18 protein-coding genes are annotated in these 19,519 nt (G+C 63.7%); 13 read left to right on the top strand and 5 right to left on the bottom strand.

Annotated features, from left to right (window positions below):
• Positions 1-17 precede the first annotated feature (17 nt).
• The 13 genes from tolQ to folD all read left to right on the top strand — a co-directional run bounded on the left by tolQ (position 18) and on the right by folD (position 13,185).
• Complete coding sequence (gene tolQ / locus MHM97_RS20055) at positions 18-713, top strand: protein TolQ (RefSeq protein ID WP_239324873.1); 696 nt, start codon at positions 18-20, stop codon at positions 711-713.
• Between the two features lie 3 nt (positions 714-716).
• Positions 717-1,205: a protein TolR gene (tolR, locus tag MHM97_RS20050; protein WP_239324871.1), complete on the top strand. Its 489-nt coding sequence runs from the start codon at positions 717-719 to the stop codon at positions 1,203-1,205.
• Positions 1,206-1,218: 13 nt separating this feature from the next.
• Complete coding sequence (locus MHM97_RS20045; RefSeq protein WP_239324869.1) at positions 1,219-2,364, top strand: energy transducer TonB; 1,146 nt, start codon at positions 1,219-1,221, stop codon at positions 2,362-2,364.
• Positions 2,361-3,686, top strand: a complete 1,326-nt coding sequence (gene tolB / locus MHM97_RS20040) for a Tol-Pal system beta propeller repeat protein TolB (protein WP_239324867.1) — start codon at positions 2,361-2,363, stop codon at positions 3,684-3,686. The genes MHM97_RS20045 and tolB overlap by 4 nt, the downstream gene beginning before the upstream one ends.
• A gap of 100 nt (positions 3,687-3,786) precedes the next feature.
• Positions 3,787-4,290 (top strand): peptidoglycan-associated lipoprotein Pal, encoded by a 504-nt coding sequence (gene pal / locus MHM97_RS20035; protein ID WP_239324864.1) that lies wholly within the window; start codon positions 3,787-3,789, stop codon positions 4,288-4,290.
• Positions 4,291-4,294: 4 nt separating this feature from the next.
• A complete protein-coding gene (locus MHM97_RS20030; RefSeq protein WP_239324861.1) occupies positions 4,295-5,155 on the top strand; it encodes a tetratricopeptide repeat protein in 861 nt (286 codons plus the stop codon).
• Positions 5,146-6,444 (top strand): tRNA lysidine(34) synthetase TilS, encoded by a 1,299-nt coding sequence (gene tilS / locus MHM97_RS20025; protein ID WP_239324858.1) that lies wholly within the window; start codon positions 5,146-5,148, stop codon positions 6,442-6,444. The genes MHM97_RS20030 and tilS overlap by 10 nt, the downstream gene beginning before the upstream one ends.
• Positions 6,445-6,533: 89 nt before the next feature.
• Positions 6,534-8,447: an ATP-dependent zinc metalloprotease FtsH gene (ftsH, locus tag MHM97_RS20020; protein WP_239324855.1), complete on the top strand. Its 1,914-nt coding sequence runs from the start codon at positions 6,534-6,536 to the stop codon at positions 8,445-8,447.
• Positions 8,448-8,746: 299 nt separating this feature from the next.
• Positions 8,747-9,358, top strand: a complete 612-nt coding sequence (locus MHM97_RS20015) for a hypothetical protein (protein ID WP_239324850.1) — start codon at positions 8,747-8,749, stop codon at positions 9,356-9,358.
• A 66-nt stretch (positions 9,359-9,424) separates the two neighbouring features.
• A complete protein-coding gene (locus MHM97_RS20010) occupies positions 9,425-10,006 on the top strand; it encodes an MOSC domain-containing protein (protein WP_239324846.1) in 582 nt (193 codons plus the stop codon).
• A 183-nt stretch (positions 10,007-10,189) separates the two neighbouring features.
• On the top strand, positions 10,190-11,866 hold the full coding sequence (locus tag MHM97_RS20005) for a formate--tetrahydrofolate ligase (protein WP_239324844.1): 1,677 nt from the start codon (positions 10,190-10,192) through the stop codon (positions 11,864-11,866).
• A gap of 65 nt (positions 11,867-11,931) precedes the next feature.
• Complete coding sequence (locus MHM97_RS20000) at positions 11,932-12,237, top strand: chorismate mutase (RefSeq protein ID WP_239324842.1); 306 nt, start codon at positions 11,932-11,934, stop codon at positions 12,235-12,237.
• A gap of 45 nt (positions 12,238-12,282) precedes the next feature.
• The gene (folD, locus tag MHM97_RS19995) at positions 12,283-13,185 is read left to right on the top strand and encodes a bifunctional methylenetetrahydrofolate dehydrogenase/methenyltetrahydrofolate cyclohydrolase FolD (protein WP_239324840.1); all 903 of its coding nucleotides are present in this window, start codon (positions 12,283-12,285) and stop codon (positions 13,183-13,185) included.
• Positions 13,186-13,273: 88 nt separating this feature from the next.
• Here the strand turns inward: folD and pdeM are convergent, their stop codons facing one another.
• The 5 genes from pdeM to MHM97_RS19970 all read right to left on the bottom strand — a co-directional run bounded on the left by pdeM (position 13,274) and on the right by MHM97_RS19970 (position 19,499).
• Positions 13,274-13,939, bottom strand: a complete 666-nt coding sequence (pdeM, locus tag MHM97_RS19990) for a ligase-associated DNA damage response endonuclease PdeM (protein ID WP_239324838.1) — start codon at positions 13,937-13,939, stop codon at positions 13,274-13,276.
• Positions 13,940-13,956: 17 nt separating this feature from the next.
• Positions 13,957-16,374, bottom strand: coding sequence for a ligase-associated DNA damage response DEXH box helicase (locus MHM97_RS19985; RefSeq protein WP_239324836.1), 2,418 nt, complete (start codon positions 16,372-16,374; stop codon positions 13,957-13,959).
• A gap of 258 nt (positions 16,375-16,632) precedes the next feature.
• Positions 16,633-17,940 carry an ATPase gene (locus tag MHM97_RS19980; protein ID WP_239324834.1) on the bottom strand — a complete coding sequence of 436 codons (1,308 nt, stop codon included), beginning with the start codon at positions 17,938-17,940 and terminating at the stop codon, positions 16,633-16,635.
• A 196-nt stretch (positions 17,941-18,136) separates the two neighbouring features.
• On the bottom strand, positions 18,137-18,634 hold the full coding sequence (locus MHM97_RS19975; protein ID WP_239324832.1) for a prepilin peptidase: 498 nt from the start codon (positions 18,632-18,634) through the stop codon (positions 18,137-18,139).
• Between the two features lie 13 nt (positions 18,635-18,647).
• Complete coding sequence (locus MHM97_RS19970) at positions 18,648-19,499, bottom strand: tetratricopeptide repeat protein (RefSeq protein ID WP_239324830.1); 852 nt, start codon at positions 19,497-19,499, stop codon at positions 18,648-18,650.
• Positions 19,500-19,519 lie beyond the last annotated feature (20 nt).

Below are 19,519 nucleotides of genomic sequence, written 5' to 3'. Positions count from 1 at the left end.
GGCTATAGAGCAGGCAGATGGAAGCAGAAACTCTGGCACTGGCGCAGGAGATTGATTTCTCCATGTGGGGGTTGTTCGCGCGCGCGACGCTGACCGTGAAATTCGTGATGATCATGCTGATCGTCGCCTCGATTTGGTCGTGGTCGATCATCATCCAAAAACTCATCACCTACAGGTCCGCCCGTCGCGAGGCGCAGGTGTTCGAACGCGCCTTCTGGTCCGGTAACCCGCTGGATGAGCTGTACGAGGACATCGGCCCAGACCCCTCTGGCCATTCCGAGCGTATCTTTGCCGCCGGCATGGCCGAGTGGCGCCGCAGTCACCGCACCGATGGGGCTCTGATCCCCGGCGCGCAGGCCCGCATCGACCGGTCGATGGATGTGGCGATCTCCAAGGAGAGCGAGGGATTGCAAAGCGGCTTGCAGATCCTGGCAACCGTGGGCTCCACAGCGCCCTTCATCGGTCTGTTCGGGACCGTGTGGGGCATCATGAATGCCTTTATCGAGATCGCGGAACAGCAAAACACCAACCTCGCCGTCGTGGCGCCGGGCATCGCCGAGGCGCTTCTGGCCACCGGGCTCGGCCTCTTGGCGGCAATTCCGGCAGTGATCTTCTATAACAAGCTCTCGGCGGATTCCGACCGGATCATCGGTGGGTATGAGGCCTTTGCCGATGAGTTCGCCACCATCTTCTCGCGCCAGTTGGACAGCTGAGCCATGGGTGCAGCCGTACAACAGAAGGACGCAGGCGGCGGGCGGCGACGTGGTCGGCGGCGGTCGCGGTCGCGGCCGATGGCGGAAATCAACGTGACGCCATTTGTCGACGTGATGCTGGTGCTGCTGATCATCTTCATGGTGGCAGCACCGCTGATGACGGTCGGCGTCCCGGTCGAATTGCCGAAAACCGCGGCCGGCGCCTTGCCCGGCGAGGACGAAGAACCCCTGACGGTGACCATGACCGCTGCGGGCGAGATCCAGATCCAGACCACGCCGGTCGCGCGTGATGATCTGGTCGCGCGCCTGCGTGCGATCGCGGCGGAACGCACCTCGGACCGGGTCTATCTGCGTGCGGATGGCGCCATTGCCTACAGCGATGTGATGCAGGTGATGGGGGCGCTCAATGCCGGGGGCTTTGCCAATGTGGGCCTGGTGACCGACACCGGCGGACCAGCACTCGACGGGCGGCCTGCCGCACCGGACGAGTGATACGGGTGATGATGTGCAGACCGGCACGAAGATCTCTGTAGCAGGCCATGGGATCCTGATCACATGGGCGCTTGTGGGCGGGTGGTTCCACTCCGACCCGCTGCCGTTCCAGAGTCAGGACGTCTCCATTATCTCCGCCGAGGAATTCGCGCGGCTGAGCGAACAGCAGGCCGCGCCGGAGGTGGCCGAGGACCCGGTTGCGCCGGTCACGCCCAGCGTGGCCGAGACCGCACCCGCGATCCCCGAGCGGCCGCAGCCCGAGCCGGAACCGCCCACCGCACAACCCGAGCCGATCGAGGCGCCCACAGTCGAAGCGGAGCCGGAACCGCCCGCGCCGGAGCCGACACCGGAGGTGCCGACAGTGGTGCCGGACGCGCCGGATGTGCCCGACATCGTGACCGATCTGCCGCAGACCGCAGAGCCGGAGACCGCCCAGCCGACGGATCGGGTCGCGCCGGAGCCGGTGCAACCACCGGAACCGGACACCCAGGTCGATGATGTGGCCCGGGAAGAGGTCGCACCCGATGCGGGTGCCGAGGTCAATCAGCCGGTGCAGGAGGCCACCGCCCCGGAGGCCGCCAGTGATCGCATCGTGACCGAGGCGGAGGCGGATGATGCCGAACCGACCGCGCCGCTGGCCAGTGTCCGACCGCGTCTGCGTCCCGAACGTCCGACCGCCGCACCGGAGCCGGAGCAGGTCGAGACTGCAACAGCGCCGGAAAATTCCGACCCGGTGGCGGAACCAAACCCCGAGGTCGAGAGTTCCGCCGTGGATGATGCGCTTGCGGAGGCGCTGGCCGGGACGGGCGAGGTCGAGGCGCCGGAACCCTCCGGCCCACCGATGACGCGGGGGGAAAAGGATGCACTGCGGGTTGCGGTATCGCGCTGCTGGAACGTCGGCTCGCTGTCCAGCGAGGCGCTGCGCACCACCGTTGTGGTCAGCGTGGAGCTGTCGCGCGACGGGGTGCCCGACATTGGGTCGATCCGAATGCGGTCCAGTTCCGGCGGCTCCGACAGTTCGGCCAGACAGGCCTATGAGGCCGCGCGCCGCGCAATCATCCGCTGTGGATCAAAAGGATTTGATCTCCCGGCTGACAAATACGCGCAGTGGCGTGATATTGAGATGACATTCAACCCCGAAGGAATGCGGATCAGATGAGAAACGCGATAGCGATACTACTCCTTGGCCTTGCGATGCTGCTGCCCGTGGGGGCGGCGCAGGCACAGGACGGGCCGCTCAGGATCGAGATTACCGACGGCGTGATCGAACCGCTGCCCTTTGCGGTGCCGGATTTCATCGCCGACACGCCTGCTGCCTCGCAGTATGCGGCGGATATCGCGCGGGTGATTGCCGCCGATCTGACCGGCTCCGGCCTGTTTCGCGAGATCCCCAAGGTCGCCTATATCTCGCCCTACAGCGATTTTGACGCGGCGGTGAACTTTACCGACTGGAAGGCAATCAATGCGCAGGCCTTGATCACCGGCGCGGTCAGCATCTCTGGTGATCGTGTGACCGTGCGCTTTCGCGCCTATGATGTGTTTGCGGGGCAGGAACTGGGGTCCGGTCTGCAACTCTCCGGTACCACCGACGGCTGGCGCCGCATCGCCCACAAGGTGGCGGATACGATCTATTCGCGCCTGACGGGCGAGGGGGGCTATTTCGACAGCCGCGTGGTGTTCGTCTCTGAAACCGGGCCGAAGAACGACCGCAAGAAACGGCTGGCGATCATGGATTACGACGGCGCCAACGTGCAGTATCTGACCAACTCCGAGTCGATCGTACTGGCGCCACGATTCTCGCCCACCGGGGACAGGGTGCTCTACACCAGCTACGAGAGCGGTTTCCCACAGATCCACGTGCTTGATGTGGGGCGGGTGCAGCGCCGGGTGCTGTCGGCAGGCAGCGGCACCATGAGCTTTGCACCTCGATTTGCGCCCAACGGTCAGACCGTTGTCTATTCGCAGTCCGAAGGCGGCAACACCGACCTCTATTCCATGGACATCAACTCCGGCCGCACCCAGCGCCTGACCAGTGCCCCATCGATCGAGACCGCGCCGTCGTTCTCGCCGGATGGCAGCCAGGTCGTGTTCGAAAGCGACCGGTCCGGGGCCTCGCAGCTCTATGTGATGCCGGCCAGCGGCGGTGAGGCGAAGCGGATCAGTTTCGGCCAGGGGCGCTACGGCACACCTGTCTGGTCGCCGCGGGGGGATTACATCGCCTTCACCAAACAGAACGCGGGGCGGTTTCACATTGGCGTGATGCGCACCGATGGCAGCGAGGAACGCCTGCTGACCGCGTCCTTCCTTGATGAGGGGCCGACCTGGTCGCCCAACGGGCGCGTGATCATGTTCACCCGCGAAACGCAGGGGGCAAGCGGGCAGGCGCGGCTCTATTCAGTGGATATTTCCGGGCGCAACCTGAAACCGGTCAAGACTCCGGATGGCGCCTCCGACCCGTCCTGGTCACCGTTGCAGGATTGATGAACCGTCTGGCCGCGCCGTGGTGCAAGCCCGTGGCGTGGCCAGACAGACTATGCTAACACTTCGACAAGAAATGTCCGATGACATGAGGCGATTTCAAATGAGCAGTATCAACAAAGCAATTCTTCTGGTGGCCGGTCTGGCCCTCGCAGCCTGTTCCGACGCACGTTGGGATGACACCACTGCCGGCGCAGGTGGCACGGGGCTGGGTGCGGATGGCAGCACCGCGGACCCCTCCAGCCCGGCCTACTTCCGCGAGGCGATCGGGGACCGTGTCCTGTTCGAGGTCGATCAGTCCAGCATCTCTGTTTCGGCGCGTTCGGTGCTGGACGGGCAGGCGCGTTGGCTCAATGCCAACCCGGACTACGTCGTGACCATCGAAGGCCATGCGGACGAGCAGGGCACCCGCGAGTACAACCTGGCGCTGGGCGCCCGTCGGGCCAATTCGGCGCGTGAATATCTGATCTCGCAAGGGGTCGCCTCCAGCCGTATTCAAACCGTGTCCTACGGCAAGGAACGTCCGATCGAGATCTGTTCTGCCGAGAGCTGCTATGCCCAGAACCGCCGCGCGGTGACCGTGCTGGCCGGCGGCGCGGTGAGCTGACCCGATGCGTGGTTTGCGACAGATCCTCCTTTCCACGGCACTGGTTGCGGCCAGCGCCATGCCCTCTTTCGCGCAGGACCGCGAGCAGACCCTTGCGGACATCCGTCAGGAGCTGACGGTCCTGCACGTGGAAGTGCAGCGCCTGAACCGGGAGCTGTCCACAACCGGTGCCCCGTCGGCCTCGCTGGCGGGCACTTCGGTGCTGGATCGGGTGACGGCGATCGAGGCAGAACTGCAACGGCTGACCGCGCAGACGGAGCAGCTGCAGTATCGCATTCAGCGTATCGTCGAGGATGGCACCAACCGGATCGGGGATCTGGAGTTCCGCCTCGTGGAGCTCGAGGGAGGGGACCTGTCGCAACTCGGTGAAACCACGACCCTGGGCGGCTCCGTCGAGGGCGAGGGCGCTCCCGGACTGGGCGAAACGGCGGTGATTGCACCGGGCACGGCCGAAACCGCCGAGCCGGGGACAGGTGAGCTCGCCGTGGGCGAGGAAGCGGATTATCAGGCCGCGATGACCGACCTCGAGGCAGAGAACTACCAGATGGCTGCCGACAAGCTGGCGACCTTCAAGGAGGCCTATCCGGGCAGCCCGTTGACGGCAAAGGTGGATTTCGGGCGCGGCAAGGCGCTTGACGGTCTGGGCGATACCCGCGAGGCGGCACGCGCCTATCTGGCGGCCTTCACCGGTGACACCTCGGGCGCCATCGCCCCCGAAGCCCTCTATGAGCTGGGCGCGGCCTTGGGCCGGCTCGGGCAGGTGGATCAGGCCTGCATCACCCTTGCGGAGGTATCTGTCCGCTTCCCCAACGATCCGGCTGTGACCGCGGCGGAAGAGGAACGATCCAAACTGGCGTGCTCTTGACGCCCACCGAAGACGCTCTGTTGGCCGAGGTGCGGGCCGGTTTGGGGCCGCTTCCCGGATCTCTGGGCGTGGCGGTGTCGGGCGGCAGCGATTCCCTTGCACTCCTCTACGTGTTGGCAATCATCGCTCGTGAGGAAGGGACCCACCTGCATGTGGTGACCGTGGATCACGGGCTACGCGCCGAATCACGGGCCGAGGCGGAGCTGGTGGCCTCCCATGCCAAGGCGCTGGGCCTCTCTCACGACATTCTCAGCTGGCAGCCTGATGATACGCGCCGCGGCAACCTGCAGGGTGAGGCTCGCGATGCGCGATACAGGTTGCTGACGGATTGGGCCCGATCCCGCGGCATCCCGGCGGTGGCGGTGGGGCATACAGCCGACGATCAGGCGGAAACCGTGTTGATGCGCCTGCGCCGCGCCTCCGGGGTGACGGGGCTCTCTGCGATGCCGCGACGACATTCCCGTGACGGGACCGCGATCCTGCGGCCCATGCTGGGGCTGCGTCGTGACGATCTGCGGGCCTACCTCAAGGCGCGGGGGCTGGACTGGATCGACGATCCCTCCAATCAGGACCTGCGATTCGAACGGGTGCGCGTGCGCGATGCGATGAAAGCGCTGGAGCCGCTCGGATTGACGGTGGAGGCGCTTGCCGCTGTGGCCGACAACATGCGCATGGCGGATGCGGCGCTGGATCATGAGGTGACAGAGGCGGCACAGGCGCTGGGGCAGGTCCGCTTGGGCGCGGCAGTGCTTGATCGGTCAGGGTTTAATGCCCTGGCGGAGGAGATCGCCCGCCGCCTGCTGGTGGGCGCGGTTTCTTATGTGACCGGGCAGGGCTACCCGCCGCGACGGGTGCCGCTGATGGACGCGCTGCGCGCGTTGGGCCGGGGCAGGGGGGCGACGTTGCAGGGCTGTCAGATCCTGGTGAAAACCGATCATATCTGGATCTGCCGCGAGTATCAGGCGGTCCGCGATCTGTGCCAGCCCTGGACCGGGACGGAGGACCCGGCAGAGGCGCCGGCTCTCTGTTGGGATGAGACCTGGCGCATTTCAGGACCAGCGCCTGAAACGGGGGCCGGTTTCGAGGTCCGCGCTCTGGGGGCGGACGGCTTGGCGCAGCTGGAGGATTGGCGCGGGCACGGGGCCCCGCGTGAGGTGCTGATGGCCTTGCCAGCGGTCTGGCGCGGCGATGTGCTGGTGGCCGTTCCGCCGCTCCAGTCGAGCGAAACCTGGTCAGCTGCGGCAATCCGACGACCCGAGACATGGGCGCAGCCTGCTTTATCGCATTGAACCTGACCAAATCATCCTTATTTTAGGTACAACTGATGGTCGTCGCGTGCTAGGGCCGTGGCGTCCTTGGAATTCTTGGGAGAGCCATTTTGGGCAACGCACGCAATATCGCCTTCTGGGTAGTTCTGTTCCTGCTCGTCGTGACCCTGTTCAACCTGTTCAGCGGATCCGGCAGCACACTTCAGAGCCGCGAGAAGACTTATTCGGAATTCGTGACCTCCGTTGAAGGCGGAAATGTCAGCACCGTGACGCTGGATGGCGAACAGGTGCGCTACACGACCTCCGACGGCCAGAGCTACACGACGATCAAGCCGGGAGACGCCGAAGTCACCCAGATGCTGATCGACAACAACATCCCCGTGCGCGCGGAAAAGCAGCAGCAGTCGACGTTCCAGTCCTTCCTGCTGACGCTTCTGCCGTTCCTGCTGCTGATCGGTGTCTGGATCTATTTCATGAACCGCATGCAGGGTGGCGGCAAAGGCGGTGCCATGGGCTTTGGCAAGTCCAAGGCCAAGATGCTGACCGAAAAACACGGTCGCGTCACCTTTGACGACGTCGCGGGCATCGACGAGGCCAAGGAAGAGCTGGAAGAGATCGTGGAATTCCTGCGCAATCCGCAGAAATTCTCTCGTCTCGGCGGCAAAATCCCCAAAGGCGCGCTGCTGGTGGGCCCTCCGGGGACGGGTAAGACGCTGCTGGCGCGCGCGATCGCGGGTGAGGCCGGTGTTCCGTTCTTCACCATCTCCGGGTCCGACTTTGTCGAAATGTTCGTGGGTGTTGGTGCAAGCCGCGTGCGCGACATGTTCGAGCAGGCCAAGAAGAACGCGCCTTGTATCGTCTTTATCGACGAGATCGACGCTGTGGGCCGCCATCGTGGTGCCGGCTATGGCGGCGGCAATGATGAGCGCGAACAGACCCTCAACCAGCTGCTGGTTGAAATGGACGGGTTTGAGGCCAACGAGGGCGTGATCATTCTGGCCGCGACCAACCGCAAGGACGTGCTCGATCCGGCCTTGCTGCGTCCTGGTCGTTTTGACCGCAACGTGACGGTTGGCAACCCCGACATCAAAGGCCGTGAGAAGATCCTCGGTGTGCACGCCCGCAAGACACCGCTGGGCGCTGACGTGGATCTGCGCATCATTGCCCGTGGTACCCCCGGCTTCTCCGGTGCGGATCTGGCGAACCTTGTGAACGAGGCCGCGCTGATGGCCGCGCGCGTCGGTCGCCGCTTCGTCACCATGGAAGACTTCGAGAACGCCAAGGACAAGGTGATGATGGGGGCGGAGCGCCGCTCGATGGTGCTCACGGCCGACCAGAAGGAAAAGACCGCCTATCACGAGGCGGGCCACGCCGTGGTCGGGCTGATGCTGCCCGAGTGCGATCCGGTCTATAAGGCGACCATCATTCCCCGTGGCGGTGCGCTTGGCATGGTGGTGAGCCTGCCGGAGATGGACCGTCTGAACTGGCACAAGGACGAGTGTGAGCAGAAGCTGGCGATGACCATGGCGGGCAAGGCTGCCGAGATCATCAAATACGGCGAAGGCCACGTCTCCAACGGCCCTGCGGGCGACATCCAGCAGGCCAGCCAGCTGGCCCGTGCGATGGTGCTGCGCTGGGGCATGTCCGACAAGGTCGGCAATATCGACTACGCCGAAGCGCATGAGGGCTACTCTGGCAACACTGCCGGGTTCTCCGTCTCTGCCAACACCAAGGAGCTGATCGAGGAAGAGGTGCGCCGCTTCATCGAGGAGGCCTATCAGCGCGCCTACAAGATCCTGGAAGAGCACAAGGAAGGGTGGGAGCGTCTGGCGCAGGGGCTTCTGGAATATGAAACCCTCACCGGTGAAGAGATCAAGCGCGTGATGAACGGTGAACCGCCGCAGGCGGATGATGACGCCGACGACGACGCGGATACCGGCGCCACCTCCGTGACCGCGATCCCGAAGGCAAAGCCCAAGAAATCCCCGCCGGAAGGCGATATGGAGCCGGAGCCTTCAACCTAGCGCAACGGCCCGCCGCCGGGCTGCGACCCGGAGGGTCTGGACATTTCTGAAAGAGCCGCGATCCTTCGCGGCTCTTTTTTGTTTTCCGGGACAGGGAGCCATCCGTAACGTAAATGGCGTCACAAAACCGTTACAAGGTGCTTGACCCCCGCGCTCCGCAACCAAATATCAGGGGTCCTTTGCAAGCGACCGGAGCTATTGTGCGCATTCCCTTTACAGATCATTCTGCCCGACCAGCGACGCAAGAGCGGTCCACATCAGATCCGTTTCTTCCTGCGCCGGTTGTATTTGCGGGGTTGGTGACTGTCTGTGCCTGCGTCGCCATCTGGGCGTCCGCAACCTTTTACAGCCCGTTCAGCGCTGGCCTGCACGAGGATGGTCCGGTCGAAAAGGTGTCCGCAGCCCTCTGGGGCTTGTGTGCCGTCATGGTGATCTATTTCTCGCGCTCGCGGGTCCTGGGACCCCAGTGGCAGCTCTGGGCGCTGTTTGTAGTGCTGTGCAGTCGGGAACTCGATTTTGACAAGCGGTTTCTGAGCGAGGGCATCCTGCAACTGCGGCTCTATTCCGGGGACGCTCCGATCTGGGAAAAAGCAGTGGGCCTGATGGTTGTGCTCCTGGTGCTGACGATACTGTTGCGATTGCTTCGACTGAATGCGCCCGGGTTCGTGTCAGGGCTGCGCCACTTCCGCCCCTGGGCCTGGTGCGGGGCCTGTGCTGTCGGATTTGTCATCGTCGCCAAGAGCATCGACGGGATCGGGCGCAAGCTTGGGGAATTTGGGCTGACCCTCGATCCGGCGGTCATCGAAACGGCAATGATCTACGAAGAATTGCTGGAGCTGCTCGCGGCTGCCCTGATCGCCTGGTCGATTTGTCTTCTGGAAACGCAACTGCGGCGGGCACGCGTGGGCTGACCCCCTTGTGGCGGCGCGGCGCGTGGCTAGACTTGCGCCAGATTTTCAGAGCAGAAAGACATCACCATGCCCGTTTTACGCGAAACCGAATTCAGCGCAGAGGTCACCTGGATGGGGATCGTCCCGGCCGATGGCGGCATTCAGGCCGATATGCGCGATGATCTGGAATTCGGATTTCACGGCCTGACCGGCGAACGGCACGCGGGCGCGCAGCGCCCGTCCTGCGTGCGGGTGAAAAATCTCTATGCACCGGGAACCGAGATCCGGAACACCCGCCAGGTGACCATTCTCTCGGAAGAAGAGCTGACGCAGATTGCCGATGACATGGGTCTTGGCCAGCTCGATCCGCGCTATCTCGGTGCGACATTGGTTGTCCGGGGCATTCCGGATTTCACCCATGTGCCCCCCAGCTCGCGTTTGCAGGGGCCGGATGGCGTCACCCTGACCACAGATATCGAGAACCGCCCCTGTGTGCTTCCCGGTCGCGAGATCGAAAAGGACCATGCCGGCTTTGGTCCCAAGTTCAAGGCGGCAGCCCAGGGCCGGCGGGGAATCACCGCGTGGGTGGAGCGTCCGGGGCGGCTGAAGCTGGGAGACACTCTGCGGCTGTTCGTGCCGGATCAACGCGCCTGGAACGCTGGTTCCTGATCCCACGGGGAAGAATATGTCCCACGGCCTCGGGTCCGGGGCGGTTCGAAACCGATCAAAGACGCTCTGAAGCGCAATTATGTCGGAAACCAATGGCGCGGTTTTTTTGTGAAGGGCTAAGCGTAGGGCAGTCGCCGGTCCCAGTGGCCGGCCCCTGCCAACTCGACACTTAGGAACCAGGCCATGAGCTACAAGAGTGACATTGAAATCGCCCGCGCGGCGAACAAGCTCCCGATCCAGGAGATCGGCGCCAAACTGGGCATGAAAAACGAAGACCTTCTGCCCTATGGCCACGACAAGGCCAAGGTGAGCCAGGAGTTCATCGACTCCGTGCAGGGCAAGGAAGACGGCAAGCTGGTCCTGGTGACCGCGATCAACCCGACTCCGGCGGGTGAAGGCAAGACCACCACCACCGTCGGCCTGGGTGACGGCCTGAACCGCATCGGCAAAAACGCGATGATCTGCATCCGCGAAGCGTCCCTCGGCCCGAACTTCGGCATGAAGGGCGGCGCAGCTGGTGGCGGCAACGCGCAGGTCGTTCCGATGGAGGAAATGAACCTCCACTTCACCGGCGACTTCCACGCGATCACCTCCGCTCACTCGCTGCTGTCGGCGATGATCGACAACCACATCTACTGGGGCAACGAGCAGGAAATCGACATCCGCCGCGTTGCATGGCGTCGTGTGGTCGACATGAACGACCGCGCGCTGCGCCAGATCACCGCCTCCCTCGGTGGCGTGTCCAACGGCTTCCCGCGTGAAACCGGCTTTGACATCACCGTGGCCTCCGAGGTCATGGCGATCCTTTGCCTCGCAAACGACCTGAAGGATCTGGAAAAGCGTCTCGGCGACATCATCGTCGCCTACTGCCGCGACAAGACCCCGGTCTATTGCCGCGACATCAAGGCCGAAGGCGCAATGACCGTTCTCCTGAAAGACGCGATGCAGCCGAACCTGGTGCAGACCCTGGAAAACAACCCGGCGTTTGTGCACGGCGGCCCGTTTGCCAACATCGCGCACGGCTGTAACTCCGTCATCGCCACCAAAACCGCACTGAAAGTGTCGGACTACGTGGTGACCGAAGCCGGTTTCGGCGCTGACCTCGGCGCAGAGAAGTTCATGAACATCAAGTGCCGCAAGGCCGGTATCGCCCCCTCCGCGGTGGTGATCGTGGCCACCGTGCGCGCGATGAAGATGAACGGCGGCGTTGCCAAGGCGGATCTCGGTGCCGAGAACGTCGAAGCGGTTCAGAACGGCTGCGCCAACCTCGGCCGCCACATCGAGAACGTGAAATCCTTCGGAGTTCCGGCGGTTGTCGCGATCAACCACTTCGTCACCGACACCGATGCGGAAATCGACGCGGTGAAGGAATATGTGGCCTCCCACGGTGTCGAGGCGGTTCTGTCCCGTCACTGGGAGCTGGGCTCCGAAGGCTCCGCGCCGCTGGCCGAAAAGGTCGTGGAACTGGTCGAAGGTGGCTCCGCCAACTTCGGTCCGCTCTATCCGGACGAAATGCCGCTCTTCGAGAAGATCGAAACCATCGCCAAGCGCATCTACCGCGCCGACGAGGTTCTGGCCGATGCGAAGATCCGCAACCAGCTGAAAGAGTGGGAAGACGCGGGCTATGGCCATCTGCCGGTCTGCATGGCGAAGACCCAGTATTCCTTCTCGACCGATCCGAACCTGCGCGGTGCACCTACCGGTCACTCGGTGCCGGTGCGTGAGGTCCGCCTCTCTGCGGGCGCTGGCTTCATCGTGGTTGTCTGCGGCGAGATCATGACCATGCCGGGTCTGCCGCGCACCCCGGCGGCGGAAAGCATCCGCCTGAACGAAGAAGGTCTGATCGAAGGCTTGTTCTAAGGCTCGAAATGGGCAATCTGCGGCCCGGGGCATATGCCTCGGGCCGTAGGAGTTTTGAAAGAGAGATGACCCACCGCAAACCGCCGCAAGACTGTGCCGACATGTCCGAACTGCGTCAGGCGATCGATGCCATCGACGTGGAACTGGTGAAGCTGCTTCGGGATCGTGCCGACTATATTGATCGCGCTGTGACACTGAAGCAGGCCAATGGATGGCCGGCACGCATCCAGTCCCGGGTGGAGGAGGTTGTCGCCAACGCGTGCCGGGTGGCCGAGGCCGAGGGTCTTGATCCGCGTCTGGTAGAGCGCATCTGGCGCGATATGGTGGATTGGTCGATTTCGCGCGAGGCGCGGGACATCCCGGAGACTTGAGCAGCGCCCGAACGAAGGGTCTGCACCGTGACAAGGAACAAAACGATGGCAGCAGAAATCATTGACGGTAAGGCCTTTGCGGCCAAGGTCCGCGGTCAGGTGGCAGAGCATGTCTCCCGCCTGAAGGAAGAGCACGACATCACCCCGGGGCTCGCCGTGGTGCTGGTGGGCGAAGATCCCGCGTCGCAGGTCTATGTGCGCTCCAAGGGCAAACAGACCGTCGAGGTCGGCATGAACTCTTTCGAGCACAAACTCGATGCGGAGACCTCCGAGGCGGATCTGCTGGCGCTGATCGACCAGCTCAACACCGATCCGGCGGTGCACGGCATTCTGGTTCAGCTGCCGCTGCCGAAACATCTGGACGAGGATCTGGTCATCAACTCCATCGCGCCGGAAAAGGATGTCGACGGGTTTCACATCTCCAACGTGGGTCTGCTGGGCACGGGACAGAAATCCATGGTGCCCTGCACCCCGCTTGGCTGTCTGATGATGCTGCGGGACCATCACGGATCTCTGTCCGGCCTGGATGCGGTTGTGGTCGGACGTTCCAACATCGTGGGCAAGCCGATGGCGCAGCTTTTGCTGGGCGACAGCTGCACCGTGACCATCGCCCATTCGCGCACCAAGGATCTGCCGGACGTGGTGCGCCGCGCCGATATCGTCGTGGCCGCCGTGGGCCGCCCCGAAATGGTGCCCGGGGACTGGATCAAGGAAGGCGCCACCGTCATCGACGTGGGTATCAACCGGATCGACGCACCGGAAAAGGGCGAGGGCAAGACCCGTCTGGTCGGGGATGTGCATTATGAGAGCGCAGCGGCACGCGCCGGTGCTATCACGCCGGTGCCCGGTGGCGTGGGGCCGATGACCATTGCCTGCCTGCTGGCAAACACCGTCACCGCCTGCTGCCGTGCCAATAACCTGGCCGAGCCCGAAGGGCTGACCGCCTGAAGCGACGCAAATGCCTCGCGGCCTCCGGCGGAGGTATTTGTAAAAAGATGAAGGAACGGCGTGCCCCATCAGGCGCGCCGTTTCTGCGTTATCGGGGCATCGGACAGGGCAGGGCGCGCGCGCCGGTCAGAATGGCCAGAGCCTGCTTCTCCATCAGCGCGGTGAGTGCCGGGTCGGTGCTGCGTAGCCCGCCAGTATAGGTGCCGAAGGCCGGCAGGATCAGCCGGTTGCGATCCATGAGGAAGGCCGGGCGTGATTGCCCGCGCAGGCTGGCCTTGGGGTGGTAGTGGCCACTGATTTCACCGACGCCCTGCGGGGTTGCGATATGTCGAAAGATCAATGACCCGAGGCTGAATTGCGCCACGGCCTCGCCACCCAGCGGCGGCGGGGTGGGGTCGTGGTTTCCCTCCACCCATATCCAGTGTCGCCCCTGCATCAGCGCCGACAGGCGGGCCTTGTCCTGGGGGCCAAGGCTGTTGGCCGCGCGATCATCGTCAAAGCTATCGCCGAGACAGATCACCCGTTTGGGTGACAGTTCCGCAATCAGCCCCTCCAGCCGGTCCAGCGTATCGCGTGTCTCATAGGGGGGCAGCGACACCCCCGTCCGGCGTGCGACCCGCTCGGATTTGCCAAGATGGAGGTCGGAGGCGATCAATGTCGTTTCTTGCGGCCACCAGAGCGCACGTGCACCCAGCGCACAAAGTGCGGCGCCATGAAACGAAAAGGCATAGCCGGCGGATGATGTCGTGTTCATGCGCGCAGGGAATGGCGTTATTGGGCCAGATCCGCAAGCCCGGACGCGCGCATCAGGGTTTCCGCCTCCTGAGCCATCAACCGTTCGACACCGGCGCCCTTGATCGGGATCTTTCCCACCTCCAGCAACAGCGGCGCTGCAAGAGGAGAGATCCGATGCAGGCGCAGCAGATCGATCCGGTCGCCCACGCGATCCATCATGTCCTCGATTCGTCCAAAATCCACCAGCCCGCGCAACGCCTCCTCGCGGGTGATGTCGAGCAGCAGATGGTCGGGATCGTATTTGCGCAGGGTGTCGTAGAGGATGTCGGAGGAAAACGTCGCCTGCCGGCCGGACTTGCGTTGTCCCGGCAGGTTGCGCTCGATCAGCCCGGCGATGGTGGCAGCGCCGCGAAAGGCGCGTTTCATGACGGCGTTCTCGGCCAACCAGCCCTCCAGTCCCTCGCGCAGGGCGGTGCGATCCAGAAGCGCGTCGGCATCCTGCACCGGTTCCAGCCCCCAGATCAGCGTGGCATAGTCAGAGGCGACAAAGCCAAGCGGATCAAGGCCAAGCTCTTCCATCCGCTTTGTCAGCAGCAGACCCAGAGTTTGCTGCGCATTGCGTCCTGCGAACCCGTAGGCACAGATATATTCGCGCCCGTCATGGGGGAAACTCTCCACCAGCAGGCGCCCTGCGCGCGGCATCTGCGAGACCTCGCGATGGAGCGTCAGCCATTCGGCGGTGTGGTCAGGGAGATCCGGCCAGTGATCTTGGTTCAGAATGCGCAGAATGCGCTCGGACAGCTGCGTGGAGGTTGCAAATTTGGTGCCGTTGAAGGTGGCGACCTTGGGTTTTCTGGCGGCATTGCGGGTGACCTCGACAGTCATGTCCCGCAGCCCCTCATAGCGCACGATCTGGCCGGCGATCAGGAAGGTATCGCCGGGGGTGAGGGTGGCGGCAAATCCCTCTTCGATTTCGCCGAGTGGTTTGCCGCCCCTGCTGCGGCGCAGGCGGACTTTCAGCGTGTCGGTGTCCTGAATGGTGCCGAGGTTCATCCGGATGCGCGCCGCCGCGCGCGGATCGCGCAACTGCCAGCGCCCGTCCGGGTGCTGCACCAGCCGCTGCCATTGGTCGTAGGCGCGAAGGGCATAGCCGCCGGTGGCGCAGAACTCGAGGCAGGCGTCGAATTCGGGACGGGTGAGCCCTGCATAGGCCCCGGCGCTGGTGATCTCGGCATACAGATCATCGGCGGCAAACGCTCCGGCGCAGGCGGCGATCAGGATGTGCTGGCACAGAACATCCCGCGGCCCGGGAGGCAGGGGATCACCATCGAGATCGCCCGCGAGGGCGGCTTCGAGAGCGGCGCGGCATTCGACCACCTCAAAGCGGTTCGCGGGCACCAACAGCGCCTTGGAGGGCGCGTTGTAGCGGTGGTTGGCGCGCCCGATCCGCTGCACCAGCCGCTTGACGTTCTTCGGGGCGCCAATCTGGATCACCAGGTCCACATCCCCCCAGTCGATCCCGAGATCGAGCGAGCCGGTACAGACCACCGCACGCAGTTCTCCGCGGACCATGGCGCCCTCGACCCGTTCGCGCTGCACCCGGTCGAGCGAACCGTGGTGAATGCCGATGGGCAGCCCCTCGTCGTTGGCAAGCCACAGGTTGTGAAAGAAGATTTCCGCCTGCGCACGGGTGTTGTGGAAGATCAGCGTCGTGCGGTGTGCGCGGATCTGTTCGAGCACGGCGGGAATGGAATAGGCCGCGCCACCGCCGGCCCAGGGTGGCGCCTCTGCCACGTCCAGCATGCGAATGTCCGGGGCTGGCCCCGGGTCCGCCATGTAGATCGGGCAGGGATCGGGATGGCGTGCCAACCGGTTTGCAATCGCGGCCGGGTCATCCACCGTCGCCGACAGCCCGACGCGGCGCAGATCGGGGCAGAGCGCCTGCAGGCGGCTCAGCGCCAGCATCAGCTGATCGCCGCGTTTGCTTTCGGCCAACGCATGTACCTCGTCCACGATCACCCTCTGCAGTCCTTTGAAGGTGCGCGCGGCATCCTCATATGACACCATCAGGGCAAGACTTTCCGGCGTGGTCAGCAGGATATGCGGTGGGTCGGCCCGCTGGCGGCGCTTGCGCGCGGAGGAGGTGTCGCCGGTGCGGTCCTCGATCCGGATAGGCAGGCCCATCTCGGCGACCGGGCCGGTGAGGTTGCGCTTGATGTCGGTGGCCAGCGCCTTCAGTGGCGAGACATAGAGCGTATGCAGGCCGTCATGCCTGCCATCGGCCAGTTCGCACAGGGTCGGCAGAAACCCGGCCATGGTCTTGCCGCCGCCGGTGGGAGCGATCAGCAGCGTCGCGGGATCATCCTTGCGGCGCAGCATATCCTGCTGATGCGGATGTACACTCCAGCCACGACTCGAAAACCAGGACATAATCTGGGGGGGTAGCGTTTCCATGTTCCCCATTTAGTCCGGATCGGTGCCGCGACCAAAGGTTATTTGGACCATGAGAATATGCTGCGCCAGCGAATGTCCGGGCAGGAACCTGACAGGGGGTAAATGCCGCTAGCGTCGTCTCCCATGCAGTCTGCCCTAGGGGCAGACTGCGGCACCGTGCCGTGGCACGGTGCCGGGCCCAACGGGAGCGGATCAGCACTGATCCGGCGACGGGCGGGAGGCCCCCCTCCACGGCGTCGGTGCAGCTGGTCGGGGGGGTTATTTGACGATCGCCTCGTCCTTGACGAACATATTGGCCCAGGCACGATCAATCAGCTCTGGCGACATCTGGTAGGGGATGCCCTCAAACTCGCAGATCGAGATCATCTGGTCGATCAGGAACACCGGCTGATAGTTGGCATAGACATTGTTGATTGTGGGGTATTTGTTCTTCAGCAGATGGACCAGCGCCGCTTCGTCGAGGGGAACACCCTTCTTGCGGGCCACCAGGGCAAAGATCTTGAGGAAGTTCTCCTGATCCGGCCCGTCGATCTTGATCTTGAAGAAGATCCGCCTCAAGGCCGCCTGGTCGAAGATCTCGTTGGGGTGAAAGTTGGTGGAGAAAATCACCAGCGTGTCAAAGGGGACCTCGAATTTCTCACCGGATTGCAGGGCGAGGATATCCTTGCTCTCTTCCAGTGGCACGATCCAGCGGTTGACCAGCGCCTGGGGACTTTCGGCCTGGCGCCCGAGGTCGTCGACGATAAATATGCCGCCGGTGGATTTCAGCTGCAGCGGCGCCTGGTAGGTGCGCGCGGTCGGATTGTAGACGAGGTCCAGCATCGACAGGGACAGTTCACCACCGGTGACGACGGTCGGGCGTTCGCAGCAGACATAACGCTCGTCGAACCGCCGCCGCTTGCGCAGCGCATTGGGATCGTCTTCTTCCGGTGCAACGGCGTTATGGACGATCGGGTCGTAGACGGTGATGACCTGACCGGCATATTCGATCGCGCGAGGTACAAACACACGATCCCCAAGCGCGTCGCGAATCCCGTTCGAGATCGACGATTTGCCGTTCCCCGGCGGGCCATACATCAGGATCGAGCGCCCGGCACTGACAGCAGGACCAAGGTGATCCAGCAGCGTGTCCGGCAGGATCAGGTGCCCCATGGCTGCGGTGAGTTGCTGCCGTGTCACCATGATATTGCGGATCGACTGGCGCTTGACCTGTTCGCGGTAGGTCTCCAGCGGTACCGGCATCGCGCCGAAATATTCCGACTGCGCCAGCGCATCCAGCGCCCGGGACTTGCCCGCGTCGGTCAGCTGATAGCCCATTTCGTTGCCGGAGTTCGCATTGAGCGTCCCGGTGGCCTCCAGCAACTTCTGTTCGCGGGCGATGTCGATCAGCTCCTGCGTCACCGATGTGGGCAGGCAGATCGCCTCCGACAGTTCGGTGACCGTATCGAGGGTCTTGCGGAACATGGTCTTCAGCAGGATGTCCCGCATCATCACCAGCGGCAGCCGCATTTCGGCCAGGCCCTTGGGGGCGGGGGGCGCCATGACGGTCAGGTTCTGCATGTTCATTTTGCGGCGGTTCCTCTGTGGCAATGACGGTCCCATCCTGGCCCGTGGGGCATGCGTTCCCCGGGCCGCGGCGATTGCAAAAGAGAATATTCAACACTGTGGCAAGACCACGGCATCGCTGCATCATTTCCACGAAGAGCGAGGCCGATTGTGCGCAAGATCCGGCGTGTTTGGGAGCTCCGCGGGTGTCGCACTGTCAGCCGGTGTAAAAGGCCGCCAGGCAAAGATAGATCGCAAGCGTCGCGCCCAGGCACAGGCCCATGGGAAACTTGCTGCCCGCATCCCAGCTCTTCCAGCCCGGTGCAAAGCGGCGCAGGGGGGTATGGCGGGCAATCCGATGGGCGAGAAAACCGCTCAGGAGGGTGAAGGCAAAGATCACCGCAACATCGGAGAGATCTGCCAGCGCGACATAGGGTGCCGCCGCGCCGGCGAACTTTGCGTCACCAGCCCCCACCAGACCCGCAGCATAGATCAGGAACCCGATGGCCAGCCCGACCGGCAGATGCAGCAACTGCCAGCCGTATTCTGTCCAGCTTGGCATCACCAGCATGCCCAACAGGACATAGAGGGCGGCCAGAGAGTCCACCGTCCAGTTGGGAATGCGCATTTCTCGCAGGTCGGTCAGCGCCACGATAAAGCACAGCGGCGCGACAAAAGGCAGAAACCACAGGGCAGCCTGGGCCGGGAATTGCATTGGGGTGCTCCGATCAGCCGTTTTCCAGCGCTTCGAGCGCGCGTGAGGCGGCTTCGAAATGCTGCGGGTGGGTTTCGATCGCTTCGCGCAGCAAACCTTCGCCGGTATTCACGTCGCCCTGTTTCACGGCCGACAGGGCCATAGTGTGCAACAGTTGCGCCCGCTCGACCTGGGTCATCGAGATCACCGGCAGGCTGTAGTTGCGCTGGGCGCCGCGGGCCAGAACCAGATTGTTCTTGGCAGTGAACAGGTTGGGATCCTGACGCAGGGCCTCGCCAAACAGGCGCTCGGCGCCGGTGAAATCACCGCGCGTGAGTTTCGAATAACCCCAGTTGTTGAACACGCCGGCAGGGGTCGTGGTCAGCCCGATCGCGGTTTCATAGAAACTGTCTGCGGCTTTCCAGTTCTCTTCGCTGTCGGCAATCATCGCTTCCAGCCGGTAGCGCTTGTAGGTCTCATGCGTCGGCGGCACGGTATCGAGGGTCTTGCGGGCCTGATCCCATTCGTTGGTGCGGATCAGCGCATCGGCCAGGTTCACGCGATCCTCATCGGTGGCGTCGGGCAGCCCTGCCACGCGTTGCCAGGCGGCGGCGGCTTCGGTGTAGCGTTTGGCACGGATCAGCGACGTGGCAAGACCGCGGTGCATGTCGATACGATCCGGGTTTTCGGCGACGCCGCGCTGGAAATAGGACACCGCTTCATTCGGATCGGAGCTGTTCAGGATGACGCTGTTGAGGTTGCTTTCATCGATGACATTGACGTCCTGAAGCGCGCGCTCCACGGCTTCCTTGTCGATTTCCTTGCTACAGGCGGACAGGAACAGTGCCCCGACCAGCCCTGCGGACAATAGACCCATATGGCGCATTTTGCTGCGTCCTTTTCTGC

It is taken from the genome of Epibacterium sp. Ofav1-8, from assembly GCF_022348185.1.
In the GTDB taxonomy this organism is placed as follows: Bacteria; Pseudomonadota; Alphaproteobacteria; order Rhodobacterales; family Rhodobacteraceae; genus Epibacterium.
The sequence above is the reverse complement of the archived record's forward strand: the minus strand, read 5'-3'. Positions and strand labels throughout refer to the sequence as shown.